The organism is Paenibacillus sp. FSL R10-2782 (assembly GCF_038592985.1).
Taxonomy (GTDB): Bacteria; Bacillota; Bacilli; order Paenibacillales; family Paenibacillaceae; genus Paenibacillus; species Paenibacillus terrae_C.
This window is the reverse complement of the sequence record NZ_CP151951.1, coordinates 4,356,680-4,373,756: the sequence shown is the minus strand read 5'-3', so window position 1 is coordinate 4,373,756 and position 17,077 is coordinate 4,356,680. Positions and strand designations below refer to the sequence as shown.

Here is a 17,077-nt window from a genome sequence, read left to right as displayed (position 1 = left end):
CATTATGATAACAGATTTTTGACCGCAGGGCACAATTGTCATTTGACAATTACAGGATACGGAATTATCATAAATGTAGTTTACGATGTAATGACATGGATAATGCGATGATGAGGACAAGTAAGCCTTCGCATACGCTCTTCAGAAAGCCGGTGGTAGATGCGAACCGGTGAGCCTGCACTGCTGAATGGACCTTGGAGTGCCGTACAGAACAGGAAGCATTCTTCCTCAGTATGACGGCCGATTGCTCCCCGTTAACGGAGCTATAAGATTGCAAGTAGCCACGGGGCATGACTCCGACAAGTAACAGGCTGAAGGCAATGAATAAGGGTGGTACCACGGTCTCGCGTCCCTTGAGGATGCGTGGCCTTTTTGCGTTCAATGGTTTAAATAAATTTCAGGAGGAATGATGAATATGAAAACTGTACTTTCAGGTATTCAGCCTAGCGGACAGCTTACTTTGGGCAATTATATCGGTGCAATGAAAAACTTTGTCAAGCTGCAAGAGGATCATCGCTGTTACTTTATGGTTGTAGACCTTCATGCCATTACCGTGCCGCAGGAACCTGCTCAATTGCGTGAACAGTCGGAGGCCGTGGCGGCATTATTTATTGCAGCAGGTATTAACCCCGAGCAATCCAACGTCTTTTTACAATCCCATGTACCTCAGCATGCGGAGCTGGGATGGTTGATGACAACCCTGACCCATATGGGCGAGCTGGAACGCATGACCCAGTTCAAGGACAAATCGGAGGGTAAGGACTCGGTAGGTGCGGGATTGTTCGTATATCCAGCGCTGATGGCAGCTGATATTTTGCTTTACAATGCGGATTTGGTTCCGGTAGGTGATGATCAAAAGCAGCATTTGGAGCTGACACGTGATTTGGCTGGTCGTTTCAATCACCGCTACGGAGATTATTTCACTGTTCCCGAGCCGTATATCCCTGAGGTGGGCGCACGAATTATGTCATTGGATGATGCCTCCAAAAAAATGAGCAAAAGCAATCCGAATGCGGGCAGCCATATCGCTCTGCTGGACGAACCGAAAGTCATTCGCAAGAAAATCAGTCGCGCTACCACTGATTCCGGCAGTGAGGTTAAATATGACCCGGCAGGCAAACCGGAGATCAGCAATCTGATGGGAATTTACAGCCAGTGCACCGGCTTGTCGCTTCAGGAAGTGCAGAATCGTTATGAAGGTCAAATGTACGGTACGTTCAAAAAAGAGCTGGCAGAGGCGGTTGTAGCCACCCTGGAGCCTATTCAACAGCGTTATCGTGACATCCGGGAATCCGGTGAGATTGGACGCATTTTGGCCCAGTCCGCAGAGCGGGCGCAAGAGGCGGCTGAAATCACGCTGGCCGCGGTCAAAGAACGTATGGGGTTTCTGCCCCGCAAGCGCTAAGACAATCCGCAGGCCAACGCAATCAGGCGTTTGACAGGGAATGTCTTAGGAGCGACGTTGTTTGGCCTTGATAACAAAGCCCCAGCCGATGTTGCCGACAGAGAGAAGGCCCAGTAAAATGGCAAGCCAAGCGGAATAACTGATGGAAATGGCGGCTGCCGTCAGCAGGACAATAGATGAAACGGCAAACCACAGTGATAGACCTTTGCTCATGGAAAAAACCTCCAGCGTTCGAATGTAGAATTTTAGGGATAAGCAGGTGTAAGCGAGCCATAATAATCTTGCAAGCTTGCAATGAACCTCACTCACAAAGAACTGAAAGGAGATTCAAATATGAGCAGACGTCGTTCAAACAACCTGCAAGTACCGCAGGCCAACGCCGCTTTACAACAATTAAAATATGAGGCCGCTCAAGAACTCGGCATCACAATCCCTCAGGATGGTTATTACGGTAACGTCGTTTCCCGCGAAACAGGCTCTCTCGGGGGATACATCACGAAAAAGCTGGTCCAACAAGCAGAGCAATCCTTGTCGGGCAGTGGCCGTATGCAGTAATACACATAAACAACTCCATCTTGGAAGCTGTATTATGAGCAACTGTGATGAAGAAAATCCGGAGCAATCATGCTCCGGATTTTTTGCGCGCATGGCTTATGACCATTGTGAATCACACAAGTCCGCTTCGTCAAGAGGGCGCTTTCATGCAGCTCTTTATGGAGGGATGTTTTTTTGGTGAACGGCAAAAGAATAGCAAGTTCCGGGGTCAGGGGAGACTTGCTGTTTTTTTGTCGTTCGCGTTGCTTGCTGATATGCTTTTTTAATTCGTATGCAGGGAGAGGCGTTTCTGCATCTTTTCATTACTGAGCCAGCCGATGTAGCTGTTGATCAGTCCAAACTGCTTATCCATGGCGACCACGGCCACGAAGGGATATTGCCTCCGATGCCGATACCGAACATCCGCCCAGCGTACAATGTAACCCCATTCCAGCTCTTCCACCTCCGCAACAGCAAAGGAAGAAAAATAGCGGAATGCCTGCACGTCACGGTACGATTTGGATGCTTCTACGGCCGGATGTGTGGACGGAACCGCATGTTTTGTCCAAAAAAGATGCTTTCCGTTCAGTCCACCAATGTGATAACTTCCATTCTGATGAGCTTTTACCACATGCCACCGATTCCATGAAACCGTGGGAATGATATAATAGATATCGTCAGGCTGACGCTCGGTGTCCATATTACCTACCGCATTTCTGGTACGGAAATGACTCCAGCTGCGCCAAATATAGTACAGGCCTGTAATGATGTACAACGTAATAAATAAGGGAGCTGGTGAAACCAGTCCAGTGATCCACAGTAGAATAGCAGCAACATGGGTGCCGAATATAAAGGGATCAAAGATGTGAATAATATTCCATGATATCCATTGGGGCGTAAACGGTCGGAATGCCTGTGTCCCGTACGTATTGAACAAATCTACAAACACGTGCAGGCAGACAGCAATCGTGACCCACAAGGCGACATGTTCGATAGGTACATCCCTGAAAATAAGGCCAATTAATCCTGTTATAGACAAGATCCATATCAACCAGAAGGGGATGGAGTGCGACAGTCCGCGATGATTGCGGATGTAGGCTGCATTGTTTCTTAATCGAAGCAAGGTGTCAAAATCCGGTGCCTGTGACCCTACGACCGTGGCGAGCAGTATGACCCCCGCCAACTTTGGATCTGCGGCGACGGCAGGATCGGTGTAGGCCAGCCCCGCCAACCCGATCCCCATGACAAAGTGTGTGGCTGTATCCATATCTGTCGCTCCTTTTTGTATTGTATCCTGTATTTATTACTACCCCAAATTACTGTAAACGATCAGCAAGGTCGATTCGTCATCGAAATTGTGAACGTTTTGTGCGTTTTCTGTCAAACTTTTTACGGGTACTATATGATAAAATTTATATCGGAGTTCAACTTACTCCCGAATTCATATATCTCTAAGGGGGAGTTACTCACTATGGACAATATTAGTTATAAGGCTACTTCAGATACGGCTACCTATTCGGTTAAATCCAAACCACCCGGTAAGGCGGGTACATGGAAAGATTTTATAACAGTCACTAAGCCAGGCATTCTCCGCACTAATCTGGTTGCGGCATTTGGTGGTTTTTGGTTGGCCTCACAATGGGACGTTGACTATATAAAGCTGATTCTGACGTTGCTAGGTACCGTGCTGGTTATGGCGTCTTCTTGTGTTTTTAACAACTATTTTGATCGTGAACTGGATTTAAAAATGGAGCGTACACGCAATCGCTCACTGCCAACAGGGCGTTTGACTCCCACAACGGTATTGTCATACGCTATTATTTTGGGCGCTGTCGGGCTGGCTGTACTATTCCTTTTCTCTGGTGTCAAGGCAGGTTTGCTTGGTGTACTCGGCATGTTCGTATACGTCGGTATTTACACACTTTGGCTGAAACGATCATCCACATGGAGTACATCCATTGGCGGTATTTCGGGCGCAATGCCTCCTGTGATCGGCTATGTGGCTGCTTCGGGCCGTATTGATATGGGCGCATGGCTCTTATTCGCTCTTTTGTTCCTGTGGCAGCCGCCTCATTTTTGGGCACTTGCAATCCGCAGGGTCGAAGAATACCGCGCAGCAGGATTTCCATTATTGCCTGTCGTGAAAGGTATTCAACGTACTAAAATTCAAATGATTCCTTATATCGTGTTGCTGATTCCGGTACCGATCCTGATGTATGCTTATGGATATGCTGGCATGATTTTCATGATCGTTTCCGTGCTACTGTCCGTGCTCTGGGCATTTTATGCCTTTAAAGGTTTTACCATTAAAGAAGAAGAGACGGATTCCTGGGCTAAAAAAGTATTTTTCTTTTCCATTAATCATCTGACACTCAGCTTTCTGTTGATGATCGTGGACACGGTTCACAAGTTCTAAGACAAGACATTTTTAATAAAATTTGTTACGTGTAACATATAGCTGTCCATCAGGCATAAAGCGGCCTGGCGGACAGCTTTTTTTGTGAATGGTTTTCATAACTATGGTTTTCATAACTAGGGAACAGTCGGGTATAAAATATATTCTTCCAGTCCTGCTTTTTCCAATTGTGCGATGACATATTCATCTGGAGTACCTTCGACTCCTGCGTATCCTTTGCGAGTATACATATGATGCGCATCTGGAAAAGAGTCGGCAAGCACACCACGTATTTTTTTGCCTGAGCTGTCATTGTCCATAAACAAGTATATTTCGTCATGCTTGACCTGCTTGCGGAGGGACTCCAGTTTTACTGAGTTTAGCGTGCCGAAGGTGCATAAGATATGAACCTCGGGATCAAGTAAACGACGAAGTTTACTGCGGTCATTTTTCCCTTCAACGATAACGGTAATCGTCATCTTGCTCACCCCCTGCTTAAAGCCTGTGCTCGAAATTCCCCGGGAAATGAAAGAATATGTGTATAGTGTAGCTCCAAACAGGGTTCTCATGCAAAAAAGCAACAAAACAGCCTGCCGGGAGTGGCAGGCATGGGTACAGGGCGGCATGTTAGGGCAATTCAGACATTAAATCCAGCAAGTACGGAGAATAATGACGAGCAGGATATAAAGAACGAGAATGGTGCCGGTCGAAGTCCCAAATCCACCACAAGAAACAGGGCTTACAGGATGACAGTGGCTCACGGAATGCACCTCCCTTCATACATAAATGTTCAGTCAAACCAGTCTATGTTGATAAGGGATTTAGGTACTGTGCATTCGCCTTCTTGTAAGGTACTTTGGGCGTTAAAGGGGGAGCATCTCAAACGATCTAGGGATGATACGGCCCTGAAGTAGACAGCGGCGGTGCCGGGAATAACCGTTGAATGGGAATGAACAGCAGGCCGGTCATCAAAATCAGAAAAGCGATAAAAAAAGGTGAAAAATGAACGGGGAGCTGGCCAGCCAGCACCGGTCCGGCAAAGGAGCCGATAGATGTTGCAATGGATTGCAGCGCAAAGGTTTTGCCCAACCGTTCCCCTCCAAGCCGTATAAAGAGTGAGGCCAACGCTGGAAAGGTGATGCCTTTGGCTGTTCCAAGTATAAAGAGTACGATTCCAATCATGGACTCGGGCAAGGTGGCGAGGGCATAAAAGCACAGCGACATCAGTATGATGCCGCAAATCAGCCGTATCATCGGTGAATACTTGTTTAGAAAAAGCAGACTGAGTGTACAGAGCGCTCCCAGACTGATAATGGAAAAGAGCAGTCCTGTGGACATCATGGACGCAGTACCATTGTTGCGCAACGGGATGACATAAAATAAAATGCCTTGTCCGCACGCCAAAGCAAAAGGCACAAGCAGGTAACGCCAATTAAATGGTAAAAGCGGTTGTGCCCCGGTCAGTGGAGCGGGTGCCGCATGTCCGTCAGATCGTTGAGCCTGGAGAGCGGGTGCTGTTTTAGGCAATGTAAAATAAGCCATGAGTCCTGTAATCACGAGAATGATGCCGAGGGAACGGAATGTTCCGCTAAAGCCAAAGCTGGCTACGATGAACGCGCCTGCCGCTGGAGACAGGACGGAGGCCAGCGTGTGAACGACGCCATGTCCCGACATATATTTGCCCTGCGTAACCGGATGATCGGATAGCTGCGCGAGCATAGTCATGCAAGCAGGGGACAAAAAGGCCAGCACAAAGCCGCTGATGGCACGAAGAAAAAGCAGCTCCCATGGCGTATGAATGTATGCCTGAATGATCAGGATGAGCCCTGCGGCTGTCAGACTGAACATAATATATCGGCGGCTGCCGTGTTTATCTACCCTTGGCCCCGCCATTAAATTACCGGGCAGATGAGTCAGGGAATATATGCCCAACATCCAGCCGATAAAGGTGGGTGCTGCACCCAGAGAGATGGCGAATGGTGTGAGAATAGGATATTGTGCATGCAGATCAAAAAAAGCGATGAACAAAAACAGATACAGCCAGAGAGCTGTTTTCAAGTAGATGACCCCCTTTCCCTAAATAGACTTTCTATGCTGCTAGTGGTATTAGCTCTTTCTAAGTTGTACGCTGGAGTGGACGAACATAGACCCTTTTTGTGCGAACAAGACGCGGAAAAGAGCTAAGCTGACAGGGCGTTATGTAATCATGTATAATTACAGAGATGATTTTAGAATTCGAAAGATGCAGTTGAAAACGGGAGTGTAGTGAAATGGATAAGAGTGTCTGGACAGAGTTTTTAAAACATAACTGGCAGATCGTTCAGGATAACTGGCTATATATTTTAATTGGGCTTGTCCTATTGCTTGTTATATTGAAGATTGTGAGAACCCTTGTTAAATGGCTGCTTGTCATTGTGGTGGTTGTGGGCTTGCTAATCTACAGCGGTATTTCCTTTGATCAGGTCGGCAAGGTAGTTACCCAGGCGAAGGATGATGCAATTAACAAGTTTCAGAGCGAGGCCCTGAATATGATGATCAAGGAAGGACGGGATGCGAAATATACCTCTAACGGAGACGGTACGTTTTCGGTAACCAGCTCCAACCTGGAGGTAAAAGGCCCGTTCGATGGCGATAAGGTCAAGGTATGGTTTCAAGGCATGCCGTTGGGCGAGTGGAGCATGAGCGACACCGTCAAAAAATATATCGAAAGTGCGAAAGGCTCGACTGTAACACAACAGTCGCCGCAATCGCCGTAAAGACATGGGGAGCATGATGAAACCATCCTGGCTGGAGCCTGTCCTTCATTGGAATGGCGTGACGGTGTTGTTGATCGCTATCGTTCTTGTGTCGTTAATACAGGGCTGGCGGCGGGGAGCTTCCAGATCTGTAGGTGCGCTATTCGGTCTCATCGTGGATGGCATACTGACCGTTGCCGGAATTTTGTGCTCATTAGGGCTGGCTATGTGGCTTTCACCGAAGGTGCAGCAATGGCTGACCGCTTATATGGAGCATTTGCCGCAACGTGGACTGAGCGGAATTGAGCAATTTTATTATACGCTTGTAGCAGGGCTGGAGGGCTTTCCGCTGCTGCGTTTTGCCGTATTGTTCATGCTCAGCTATGCTGTCGCGCAATTTGTACTGCGTGCAATTTATGTCATGGTGGTAGGGGGCAGATCGGATAACTCTCTACGTGAGCAGGAAAAGAAATCGGGCTTTTTCAGCAGGCTGGCGGGGGCCGGAATTGGTACCCTCATCGGTGGAGCACGCGCTGTGATGGTCATAGCCTTGCTGTTTATAGGTGTAAGCTTATACCCGGACAGCGGGTTTAGCAGCTATGTCCAAGCTTCACCCATTTATAAACAAGGAGCGCAATCGGTCATTGAACCTTTGTCCGGTACGCTGATTAAGGATAAGCTGCCCGTATTTACGCAGGCCGTCACCAAGGAATTGAACGGCATTATGCAGCGTAAATATGAAATGATCGACCGGGATATTCCGAACGATATTGAACAGGCGGCGACCAAGATTACAGAGGGGGCTCGCGGTGATGAGCAAAAAGCCAGAGCGTTGTATCAGTGGGTAGGCACGCGTATCAGCTATGATTACGGCAAGGTGGACGCCTATGAGCGGCGTGGTGACTGGCATGAGCAGACTCCCAGAGATACGTTTGATACACGCAAGGGTGTCTGTATTGACTATGCCCGCCTCTATGCAGTGATGGCCCGTTCTCAGGGACTTCAGGTCAAGGTGGTGACCGGGCTTGGCTACAACGGTCAAGGAGGCTACGGTTCACATGCCTGGAATGAAGTGTACTTGAGCGGGCAGCATCAGTGGGTACCGTTAGACCCGACCTGGGCACAGAGTGGGGACTGGTTTAATCCGCCTGGTTTTGCCCAGACACATATCAAGGATAAAGTGATTTAAAAAGGAGTGGAAAAGGGCACATGAGAAAGATGGACAACGAGCAAGGAAAAGACAACGAGACGTCCGACCGAAAAAGATTCAGCTTCCGGATCAATCTGTTCTTTTTCAGCTCGTTCATTATATTTACGGTCATTATCGTAAGACTGGCGATACTTCAATTTGTGGAGGGCCCTCAGCTTAAGCAGCAGGAGGCCAGTAATGTTACCAAAAATGTACCGCTTACGCCGATTCGCGGAACGATTTATGATTCAACCGGGCAGAACAGGCTGGCGTATTCTACACCGGTACAATCGCTGTATATCACGCTTTCCAAGAACTACAGTGACAGCATGGAAAAATTGCGTGATGATGATAAAAAGCTGTTGCCTGAGCTGGATAAGATGACGCAAAAGCTGGCAAATCGGTTTGCTCAATATGGTAATAAAGATGAGCCCAAAATGACGGCAGCGCAAATTATGGACGCTATGGACCGGAACTATCAACGGTTTAGCGGTTTTACGCCCCGCCTGATCAAAACGAATCTTAATAAAGATGAAGTTGCTTATTTCATGCAGCATAAGAGCGAGTTTCCAGGGGTAGATGTTGTGGAGGAAACCGTACGACATTATGATCCTGATACGGTGGCTGTCCAAACGGTTGGTTACATTAAAAGCTACAAAAGTGCGCGTGAAAACCTGGATAAATATAAAAATATTCAAAAATCCATGTCAGCGGAAAATGATCCAGGACTCATCTATATGGATAACGAATCTGTTGGTTTTGATGGATTGGAATTTCAATATCAGGAGCAGTTACGAGGGAAAAATGGCTACAAAACGGTCCCGATTGATCCGCGTAATATGCCAGAGGGTGTAGATTCCGTTACTCCTCCGCAAAAGGGAAACAACATTTATTCCACCATTAACAAAGAGATTCAGGTTAAAACAGAAAACGCCATTATGGATCAATTAAGATGGTTGCATTCCCATGCTGTATCTGGCAAAACTCATCCTTATGCCAAAACAGGCTTTGCTGTAGCCATGGAAGTGGATACAGGGAATGTAGTCGCGATGGCCAGTATGCCGGATTATGATGCGAACTATTGGCAAACCGGAAATATATCATCAGATAACTACAAGAAAATTCAAAATGTATATTTGAATGGTACTATACGCTCCTTCGGCTCCGGTCAATCGGGTCAACATCCAGAGTCGGTTGTATTGCTCGGTTCCACCATCAAACCGCTGTCTGTATTAGTGGGTCTAGAGGAAGGTCTATTCAGTACTTCTTCCTATTACCAGGATACTGGAGCGGCTTATTTTGGACGTAATAATTCGTCACGGGTTCAGAACTCTTCAGGACATGTGTATGGCGGGCTGGACCCGGCATCTGCCATTCGACATTCTTCGAATGCATTCATGGTCGACATGGTAGGCAAAAGACTATACAACAAATACATTAATAATGCCAAGGAAGATCAAGGTGTGAATGTATGGGACCGTTACATGAAGGAGTTTGGACTAGGCGTGTCTACGGGGGTAGATTTGCCAATGGAATATCCTGGGTTAAGAGAGTATGGACCTAGAAGCAAGGAGTCGTCACTGTCCAAGTTGGCGTATGCTTCTTTTGGTCAGCAAGGGAAGTATACAGCACTCCAACTTGCACAATATACAGTGGTGTTGGCTACCAAGGGCAAACGGATGGAGCCGCATTTGGTCAGCCAAATTAAAGATACCAACGGCAATGTAGTCCAAACGATTAAGCCGAAGGTGCTAAATGAAGTGAAATTCCCGGATGCTTACTGGAATGAAGTCATACGCGGGATGGCTACAGATGTCAGCGCATTTAGTGGTTTCCCGTATGACTATGCACGTAAAACGGGGACATCACAGCAAAGCGTAGGCGGAACACTGAAGGATAACGGGGTATTTATCGCCTTTGCGCCACGCAAGAATCCCAAGCTGGCTGTAGCAGTTGTCATTCCAGAGGGAGGCTTCGGGGCTTGGAGCGCGGGACCTGTGGCACGCAAAATCTTTGACGCCTATGATGAGGTGTATGGATTGGACGGAGTACCTAAGAAAAAGGATGCTACAGCATCCGATTCCAATGTAGTCAAGCAGCCATAATAACATACTACGTATAATTTCATTAAAGCTTCTCTTAGCCTTAGGGCTGAGGGAAGCTTTTTTATGCTTTTTCTACGTTTTCTTACAAAATTGTCATCTTGGAATTCATCGTTTATTGCTTTGGATATGGTAGGATCAGGGATATGATAACCCGGTGAAAGGAGTAATGACCTGCTAATATGGACAGAGGCAGTTTGGATAAGAAGTTTTCATTCAAAAAGAAAAGCCATGAAGAAAATGAAGAGGCACAAAAAAAGCGGACGGTTTTTCGGACTAATCTTCTTTTTTTCAGTGTTTTTGTATTATTTTCCATTATCTTTACCAGACTGGCGGTCTTACAGTTTGTGCAATCGGCAGAGCTGAAAGAGCAGCAGCAATCCATAAATACGAAAAATGTCCCGTTAGCCCCGAGACGCGGCACGATTTATGACTCTTCGGGTCTCGTCAAGCTGGCGTATTCTACTCCGGTACAGTCGCTGTATGTGACCTTACCCAAGGATTATAGCAAACAAGCAGAAAAGGACCGCAAGCCGGAAAAAAAGCTGCTCCCAGAGTTTAATGCTTTTGCTGAAAAGCTTGCTGTCAAGCTGAATGAGTTAGGCAGTACAGAGGGCGAGCAGCTTGATGTAGAGAAAATTAAGGAACGGCTGGACAAGGACTACACTCAATATAGGGGCTTTACTCCGCGCCTGGTCAAATCTGACTTGAATCGTGAGGAAATCGCATATTTTTTGGAGCATCGGCAGGAGTTCCCCGGGATTGAGGTTGTAGAAGAAAGTGTGCGCCATTATGACCCGGATCGGGTGGCGGTGCAAACGATTGGATATATGTACAAGTTTAAAGGAGCGCGCATCAATCGGCCAAAGTACAAGGAGCAATATGAAGCCAATTCGGAGGTCCAAAGACCCGAACAGGTTTACTCGGAAAGTGAGACCGTAGGATATGATGGCTTGGAGCTTCAGTATCAGGATGAGCTGAGAGGAAAAAACGGCTATAAAACGGTAGAGGTAAATCCGCGCAGCATGCCGGAAGGCATAGAATCCATTACTCCTCCGAAAAAAGGATACCATCTGTATTCCACCATTAACAAGGAAATTCAGCAAAAAACGGAACTAGCGATTGTTGATCAGCTTCGTTGGCTTCATACCCATCCGGTATCGGGTAAGCTCCACGGTGATGCCACTACCGGCTTCGCTGTAGCGATGGAGGTCGAGACAGGGAATGTCGTAGCGATGGCCAGTATGCCGGACTATGACTCCAATGTATGGAAGACGGGAAGTACATCGCCTTCGGTATATGACGAAATTCAGCATAAAATGGGGAACGGAACGATTAAATCCGTACCTAGCGGAAAAGCGGGTCCGCACCCGGAATCCTCGGTGCTGCTGGGTTCAACCATTAAACCCCTAACCGTGCTGATCGGGTTGAAGGAAAACTTATTTTCTCCCGGACAAACTTATCTGGATACGGGGAGCGCATACTATGGTAAAAATCGATCAAGTCGGGTCGGTAATTCGAGTGGACATGTATATGGTCCTCTGACACCTAGCAAGGCAATCGAGTTCTCGTCGAATACTTTCATGGTGGATATGATCGGCAAGCCGCTGTATGACAAATACGGAAGTAATGCAGGGGTGCATCAGGGAATTGATGTATGGGACAAGTATATGAAGGAATTTGGATTAGGCGTACCGACTGAAGTCGATCTGCCAGGCGAGTGGGCAGGCAGACTTGAGTATACGAGCAAGCATGAAAGTGCGCTGACACGCTTGGTACAGGCTTCCTTTGGTCAACAGGGGAAATATACGGCGATGCAGCTTGCCCAGTATACAACTGTGCTGGCAACGAAGGGCAAGCGTATGCAGCCGCATTTGGTCAGTAAAATTGTGGATGATCAGGGCAACCTCGTGCGTGAGTTCAAGCCCAAGATGCTGAATGAGGTCGCTTTTTCAGATATGTACTGGAATACGGTGATTCGCGGTATGGCTACGGATGTTAAAGCATTTAACGGGTTTCCGTATGATTATGCCCGTAAAACGGGGACTTCCCAGCAGGTGGTAGGGCGTGCGGTTAAAGATAACGGGGTGTTCATTGCTTTTGCTCCACGTCAAAATCCGAAGCTGGCCGTTGCGGTCATTATTCCCGAAGGGGGCTTTGGCTCGACGAGCGCTGGACCTGTGGCCCGTAAAATATTTGACGCTTATGACGAGGTTTACGGGTTGGATGGTACTCCAAAAAAGCCGCAGGCAGCGAAGTGAGGACTTGAATTCTTTTGTGGGCTTCTCTTTTTCATGGTAAAATGTCGTTGGACATAAGGGACATACAGGAGGAAGAGAACCCATGGGAGAAAACCAATATAAATACAAGCTGCTTGCGCTCGACATGGATGGAACTTTATTGAACGACAATCAGGAAATTACGCTGGAAACGATCAACTGGATTAATAAGGCGATTCAAGAGGGGATTCACGTGTGCTTGTCTACCGGACGGGCGGCGATGCATGCCTTGCCTTACGGGCAACAGCTCGGCCTGGATACGCCTATGGTAACGGTAAATGGCAGTGAGGTATGGAAATCCCCGCATGAACTGTGGCGCCGTTATTTGCTTGATAAGGAGCTAGTTCGGAAAATGCACCAGATTGCTGTAGAAACAGATTCCTGGTTCTGGGCTTACTCGACGGAGGAATTATATAATAGAGATCGTTGGCCGGATACGTTGGATACACAGGAATGGCTCAAATTCGGTTATAATACGGAAAACGACGAAATTCGTCATCAAATTTTGCTCAAGCTTCAGGACATGGGTGGACTTGAAATTTCCAATTCATCCATGACGAACTTGGAAATCAACCCGGCTGGTATATCGAAGGCCAGTGGGATTGCTGAAGTATGCGATTTGCTTGGAATTACAATGGAACAGGTAGTTGCAGTGGGTGATAGTTTGAATGATTTGGCTGTGATTCAAGCGGTTGGACTGGGTGTTGCGATGGGTAATGCACAGGATACGCTAAAAGAAGCGGCTGATCTGGTCGTCGCTTCGAACAATGAAGATGGCATCGTTGAAGTTATCCGCGATTACGTACTTGTCTAAGAGAACGAATGATGAAGCATATAGGATAATTGGACGAGAAGGAGGGAGCCAATGGACATTGTAGGCTGGATTATTATCGTTGCGCTGTTCATTGTTGGCATGGCCGGGGCAGTATATCCCGTATTGCCAGGGGCGCTCGCCATCTACTTTGCATTTTTTGTGTACGGCTGGTTTTTCTCATTTGCTCCATATAATGTATGGTTTTGGATCATACAGACACTAATAGTAGTTGCACTATTTGTTGCAGATTATGCCGTCACTGCGTGGGGGGTCAAACGATTTGGAGGCTCGCGTCTGTCCACGATTCTTAGTACCATCGGGATTATTATCGGCCCTTTTGTTATTCCGGTGTTTGGTCTGATTTTAGGGCCGTTTATTGGCGCTGTGCTGGGTGAACTAATGAGCAAGGCCCCGCTGGATCGGGCGATTAAGGTGGGCTTTGGTTCTGTATTAGGGCTGTTTACCAGCACCGTGATGAAAGTAATTTTACAGCTTGTCATGATTCTTGTATTCTTGATTTGGGTGTTCTAGTTTAACATCCTATGCTTGTGTTTTGCAGAGACAGAATCGACATGCGGCTCCGCACCGGTGATGGCTCAGGCCATGACTGCTTTGCGGAGCTTTTGCATGCGTGTCAACAGCAAGAAAGAAGGGAACGTATTTTGTCCAATAAAGAAACATTTCTTAGAGGCACGCTTATTTTGGCCGCTGCTGCGCTGGTGGCGAGAGTGCTTGGTCTGGTGCAGCGTGTTCCGTTAGAGCATCTGCTCGGTTCTGTGGGGAACGCCTCGTTTACGATAGCGAACAATGCCTATTTAATGTTGCTCACGGTGGCTACAGCGGGTATTCCAAGCACGTTGAGCAAAATGGTCTCCGAACGCTACGCGCTGAATCGACCTTCGGAAGCACGACGTGTATATCATGCGGCGTTGTTGTTTGCGGCGGCGGCGGGCATTATCATTACGGTGGTGCTATATTTTGGTGCGCCTTATTTTGCCGAGAAAGTGGCAGGGGTTCCGCAATCGGCTTTGGCTATTCAGGCATTGGCGCCAGCCTTGCTGCTGTTTCCCGCCATTGCCATGATGCGCGGGTACTTCCAAGGGCGAGGCAACATGACCGCAGGTGGTATTTCACAAATTGTGGAGCAAGTCGCACGGGTGGCTACTGCTATTTTGCTCGCCTTTATTATTTTGAAGCTCGGTTATGGAGATCGCGAGGTTGCGGCCGGGGCATCGTTCGGGGGGGTCATGGGAAGCATCGGCGCACTTGCCGTTATGCTGTATTATACGTTTAAAATGCGTCGCCAGGATCGACAAGATCGACAAGAGCAATTCCAGGAGGAAAGCTCCGCGCTGCCGATGATGCGCATTTACAAAGACATTTTTACGCTGTCTATCCCAATTGTATTGTCTTCTTTGACGGTCCCGGCCGTTAACTTTATTGATACGTCGATTGTGGTCAGACTGCTATCCGTCCAAATCGGCTTGGATCAGGCAACGACCCAGTTGGGTTATTTGGGAGCACGTGCGCAGAGTGTCGCGGGGATTCCGCCGATTTTGGCTATCGCCCTCAGTCAATCGCTCATTCCGATCATTTCGGCGGCTTTTGCCCGCAAGGATGAACAGCATTTGCAAAATCAGATGACGCTGGCCTTGCGGATCTCTATTTTGACTGGAATGCCGATTGTGCTGGCCTTGTGTGTAACCGCCTATTCCATCAATGGCTTACTGTTCAGTTCGCTTGGAGGCAGCGGAATTATCGCTGTTCTGACACTCGGAACGATATTCCAGATCACGATGATGACCTCTAACTCGATTTTGATCGGTATGGGCAAACCGCGTATTTCAATGGTTAATGTCTTGGTCGGTATCGTTGTTAAGCTGGCTGCGAGCTGGTTGCTGGCTGGTTGGCTCGGGATTTACGGCATCATTGCCGCAACCGGATTATGTTTCCTCGTGATCACGCTGCTGAATTTGCATGTGCTTAAAGGCATCGTATCCTTCTCCATCATGGGTCGTCGCTGGGCGGGTTTTCTGACCGCAGTCGTGCTTTCGGGAGCCATTGGATACGGTGTGAATGAGGCTTGTATTCTGCTGGTTCATATCATGCCTGCACGTGTGGCCTTCCTCATCGCATGCTGTATTGCCGGTGCGGCTGTACTGGTATGCTATTTGGTGCTGCTGGTTGTGCTGCGCGTACTGCGCAGGGACGAGTTGGGTAACTACCCGCGTGTGTTGCAAAAGGTACTGCGTCCACTGATGCGTCTCCAGCGTGAGTCCACAGGGCAACGAGGCTAAAAGAAGCATAGGCAGCCCTCCAGCTTTTTTAGTGGAAAGGCCGCAGGCTGGCATGGGCATCATGGGCCATCGCTGTTTTTTGGATGCCATGGCGGTGCTCATGGCGCATGGCAAATAACAGCGGTCGTCTTGGTTCGCTGAGATGTCCAAGCGTAGATCCGTCATGAAACCAGTCGTAACGGGGGATCGGATCATAAGCCGTATCCGACCAGACGGCGTTCAGCTCGGGGCTGTACAGGCGTTGTCCTTGCGGCAGCCATTCATGCGCCAGGAGCGCTGCACTCTCTTCAGGGGAGCGCAGCGCTTTTTGTTTGTCCGAAGTGAACAGTCCCGGCCAATAGTCGCTGCGTGAGCCAGTGTGGGGCACGCTGGTAGCGAATGCTGTTACTTGATCCAGCACCTGCTGGTGTCCGAACAGCATGGCATACAGGCTTTTACCAAAGCCGATACGCTCATCCAGATGGCCAAAGCGCTCCATCACAAGCCCGGCGAGGCCACCATTCAGCCCGAGCGGAAATATGATCTGATTCAACTGGAGCCAATCGTGCAAATAAAAGCCCGGCTTGTGCGTCACAAATTTTTGGAAATACGGATCTTTCACCACTCGTCCTTCAATATAGTTTTGTTCATTGATGATGAGGGCTATGCTTAAGAGAGAGCTGTCCCGCCAAGCCCAGAAACGTTCCCAGAAGGGTCTCATGAATGGTGATACATGAAAATGGGGCAGCAAATGAAAACAGCTTCGGCCCAGATGACGGCTGTGCATGTATAGCTGCAGTTGAGGGTAGGCGTCCTGAAAAATAAGGGCATTACAGCGCTCCAGCAGCCGATATAACCATTCCTTCTCCTGTTCGCCGAACAGACTGTCGATCAGACCGCCCTTCAAATCGGTCATGTTATATCCACCATTGCGAGAAACCAGGTGAGCCAGCAGCGCCCAATGTAACTCGGGATAACCATGATAGCACTCCAGGTAAGCGGCTGTACGGGTGATGTTGCTGCGATTTTCCTGTGCCGTATCGTTCTTGATCCGCTCAACTAGCTCGCAGTCCGTTTCACATAAGGGCATATTCAGAGAAGAGGGGCGGGTTGCAGGTCCATTCACCAGCATCAGCGCTTCGGCTTCATCCATAGCGGCCTGCGCGGTATGATAATCCCACGGTAACTCACGTAGCGGATAGCGCAGTTTGCGGGACTCAGTCCAGGCCGCCCGCTTGCCTTCCCAAGCTTCCTCCGCAGCACGTGGTACGGAACCGAGCAGCTTTAGCCCACCCTGAAGCTGACGTGATGCCACATGGAACCATTCGGTGAGAGACATACTGGATAA

Annotated in this window: 16 protein-coding genes and 1 other annotated feature; of the genes, 10 read left to right on the top strand and 6 right to left on the bottom strand. The window is 48.3% G+C overall.

The genetic code is table 11. The annotated features are described in order from the left end of the window. The first annotated feature begins 98 nt into the window (after nucleotides 1–98). Nucleotides 99–357 (top strand) — a binding site (T-box leader). Nucleotides 358–415: 58 nt separating this feature from the next. After that, nucleotides 416–1,405, top strand: coding sequence for a tryptophan--tRNA ligase (gene trpS, locus NST83_RS19885; RefSeq protein ID WP_342415395.1), 990 nt, complete (start codon nucleotides 416–418; stop codon nucleotides 1,403–1,405). Between the two features lie 45 nt (nucleotides 1,406–1,450). On the opposite strand, the gene NST83_RS19880 is transcribed toward trpS, so the two are convergent. Continuing rightward, a complete protein-coding gene (locus NST83_RS19880) occupies nucleotides 1,451–1,618 on the bottom strand; it encodes a hypothetical protein (protein ID WP_014277888.1) in 168 nt (55 codons plus the stop codon). 120 nt (nucleotides 1,619–1,738) lie between these two features. Here NST83_RS19880 and NST83_RS19875 point away from each other — a divergent pair, with 120 nt between their 5' ends. Further along, nucleotides 1,739–1,960 carry an alpha/beta-type small acid-soluble spore protein gene (locus NST83_RS19875; RefSeq protein ID WP_025686385.1) on the top strand — a complete coding sequence of 74 codons (222 nt, stop codon included), beginning with the start codon at nucleotides 1,739–1,741 and terminating at the stop codon, nucleotides 1,958–1,960. A gap of 262 nt (nucleotides 1,961–2,222) precedes the next feature. Here the strand turns inward: NST83_RS19875 and NST83_RS19870 are convergent, their stop codons facing one another. Beyond that, the gene (locus NST83_RS19870; protein WP_342415394.1) at nucleotides 2,223–3,206 is read right to left on the bottom strand and encodes a metal-dependent hydrolase; all 984 of its coding nucleotides are present in this window, start codon (nucleotides 3,204–3,206) and stop codon (nucleotides 2,223–2,225) included. 204 nt (nucleotides 3,207–3,410) lie between these two features. Here NST83_RS19870 and cyoE point away from each other — a divergent pair, with 204 nt between their 5' ends. Further along, complete coding sequence (gene cyoE / locus NST83_RS19865) at nucleotides 3,411–4,355, top strand: heme o synthase (protein ID WP_342415393.1); 945 nt, start codon at nucleotides 3,411–3,413, stop codon at nucleotides 4,353–4,355. Nucleotides 4,356–4,471: 116 nt separating this feature from the next. Here cyoE and NST83_RS19860 read toward each other — a convergent pair whose 3' ends face one another. The 3 genes from NST83_RS19860 to NST83_RS19850 all read right to left on the bottom strand — a co-directional run bounded on the left by NST83_RS19860 (nucleotide 4,472) and on the right by NST83_RS19850 (nucleotide 6,392). Beyond that, the gene (locus tag NST83_RS19860) at nucleotides 4,472–4,813 is read right to left on the bottom strand and encodes a toprim domain-containing protein (RefSeq protein WP_342415392.1); all 342 of its coding nucleotides are present in this window, start codon (nucleotides 4,811–4,813) and stop codon (nucleotides 4,472–4,474) included. A 165-nt stretch (nucleotides 4,814–4,978) separates the two neighbouring features. Further along, a complete protein-coding gene (locus tag NST83_RS19855) occupies nucleotides 4,979–5,095 on the bottom strand; it encodes a sporulation protein YjcZ (protein ID WP_235332204.1) in 117 nt (38 codons plus the stop codon). Nucleotides 5,096–5,222: 127 nt separating this feature from the next. After that, nucleotides 5,223–6,392: an MFS transporter gene (locus tag NST83_RS19850; protein ID WP_342415391.1), complete on the bottom strand. Its 1,170-nt coding sequence runs from the start codon at nucleotides 6,390–6,392 to the stop codon at nucleotides 5,223–5,225. 212 nt (nucleotides 6,393–6,604) lie between these two features. Here NST83_RS19850 and NST83_RS19845 point away from each other — a divergent pair, with 212 nt between their 5' ends. From NST83_RS19845 to NST83_RS19815, 7 genes are all read left to right on the top strand, one after another. Further along, on the top strand, nucleotides 6,605–7,090 hold the full coding sequence (locus NST83_RS19845; protein WP_137060155.1) for a hypothetical protein: 486 nt from the start codon (nucleotides 6,605–6,607) through the stop codon (nucleotides 7,088–7,090). Between the two features lie 16 nt (nucleotides 7,091–7,106). Then, nucleotides 7,107–8,258, top strand: coding sequence for a transglutaminase domain-containing protein (locus tag NST83_RS19840; protein ID WP_342418004.1), 1,152 nt, complete (start codon nucleotides 7,107–7,109; stop codon nucleotides 8,256–8,258). A gap of 20 nt (nucleotides 8,259–8,278) precedes the next feature. Then, nucleotides 8,279–10,363 carry a penicillin-binding transpeptidase domain-containing protein gene (locus NST83_RS19835; protein ID WP_342415390.1) on the top strand — a complete coding sequence of 695 codons (2,085 nt, stop codon included), beginning with the start codon at nucleotides 8,279–8,281 and terminating at the stop codon, nucleotides 10,361–10,363. 179 nt (nucleotides 10,364–10,542) lie between these two features. After that, nucleotides 10,543–12,621 carry a penicillin-binding transpeptidase domain-containing protein gene (locus NST83_RS19830; RefSeq protein ID WP_342415389.1) on the top strand — a complete coding sequence of 693 codons (2,079 nt, stop codon included), beginning with the start codon at nucleotides 10,543–10,545 and terminating at the stop codon, nucleotides 12,619–12,621. An 82-nt stretch (nucleotides 12,622–12,703) separates the two neighbouring features. Then, nucleotides 12,704–13,453: a Cof-type HAD-IIB family hydrolase gene (locus NST83_RS19825; RefSeq protein ID WP_342415388.1), complete on the top strand. Its 750-nt coding sequence runs from the start codon at nucleotides 12,704–12,706 to the stop codon at nucleotides 13,451–13,453. Between the two features lie 51 nt (nucleotides 13,454–13,504). Further along, nucleotides 13,505–13,984 carry a DUF456 family protein gene (locus NST83_RS19820; RefSeq protein ID WP_342415387.1) on the top strand — a complete coding sequence of 160 codons (480 nt, stop codon included), beginning with the start codon at nucleotides 13,505–13,507 and terminating at the stop codon, nucleotides 13,982–13,984. A gap of 131 nt (nucleotides 13,985–14,115) precedes the next feature. Continuing rightward, the gene (locus tag NST83_RS19815; protein WP_342415386.1) at nucleotides 14,116–15,750 is read left to right on the top strand and encodes a polysaccharide biosynthesis protein; all 1,635 of its coding nucleotides are present in this window, start codon (nucleotides 14,116–14,118) and stop codon (nucleotides 15,748–15,750) included. 28 nt (nucleotides 15,751–15,778) lie between these two features. Here the strand turns inward: NST83_RS19815 and NST83_RS19810 are convergent, their stop codons facing one another. Then, complete coding sequence (locus NST83_RS19810) at nucleotides 15,779–17,068, bottom strand: DUF2515 family protein (protein WP_342415385.1); 1,290 nt, start codon at nucleotides 17,066–17,068, stop codon at nucleotides 15,779–15,781. Between the last annotated feature and the right edge of the window lie 9 nt (nucleotides 17,069–17,077).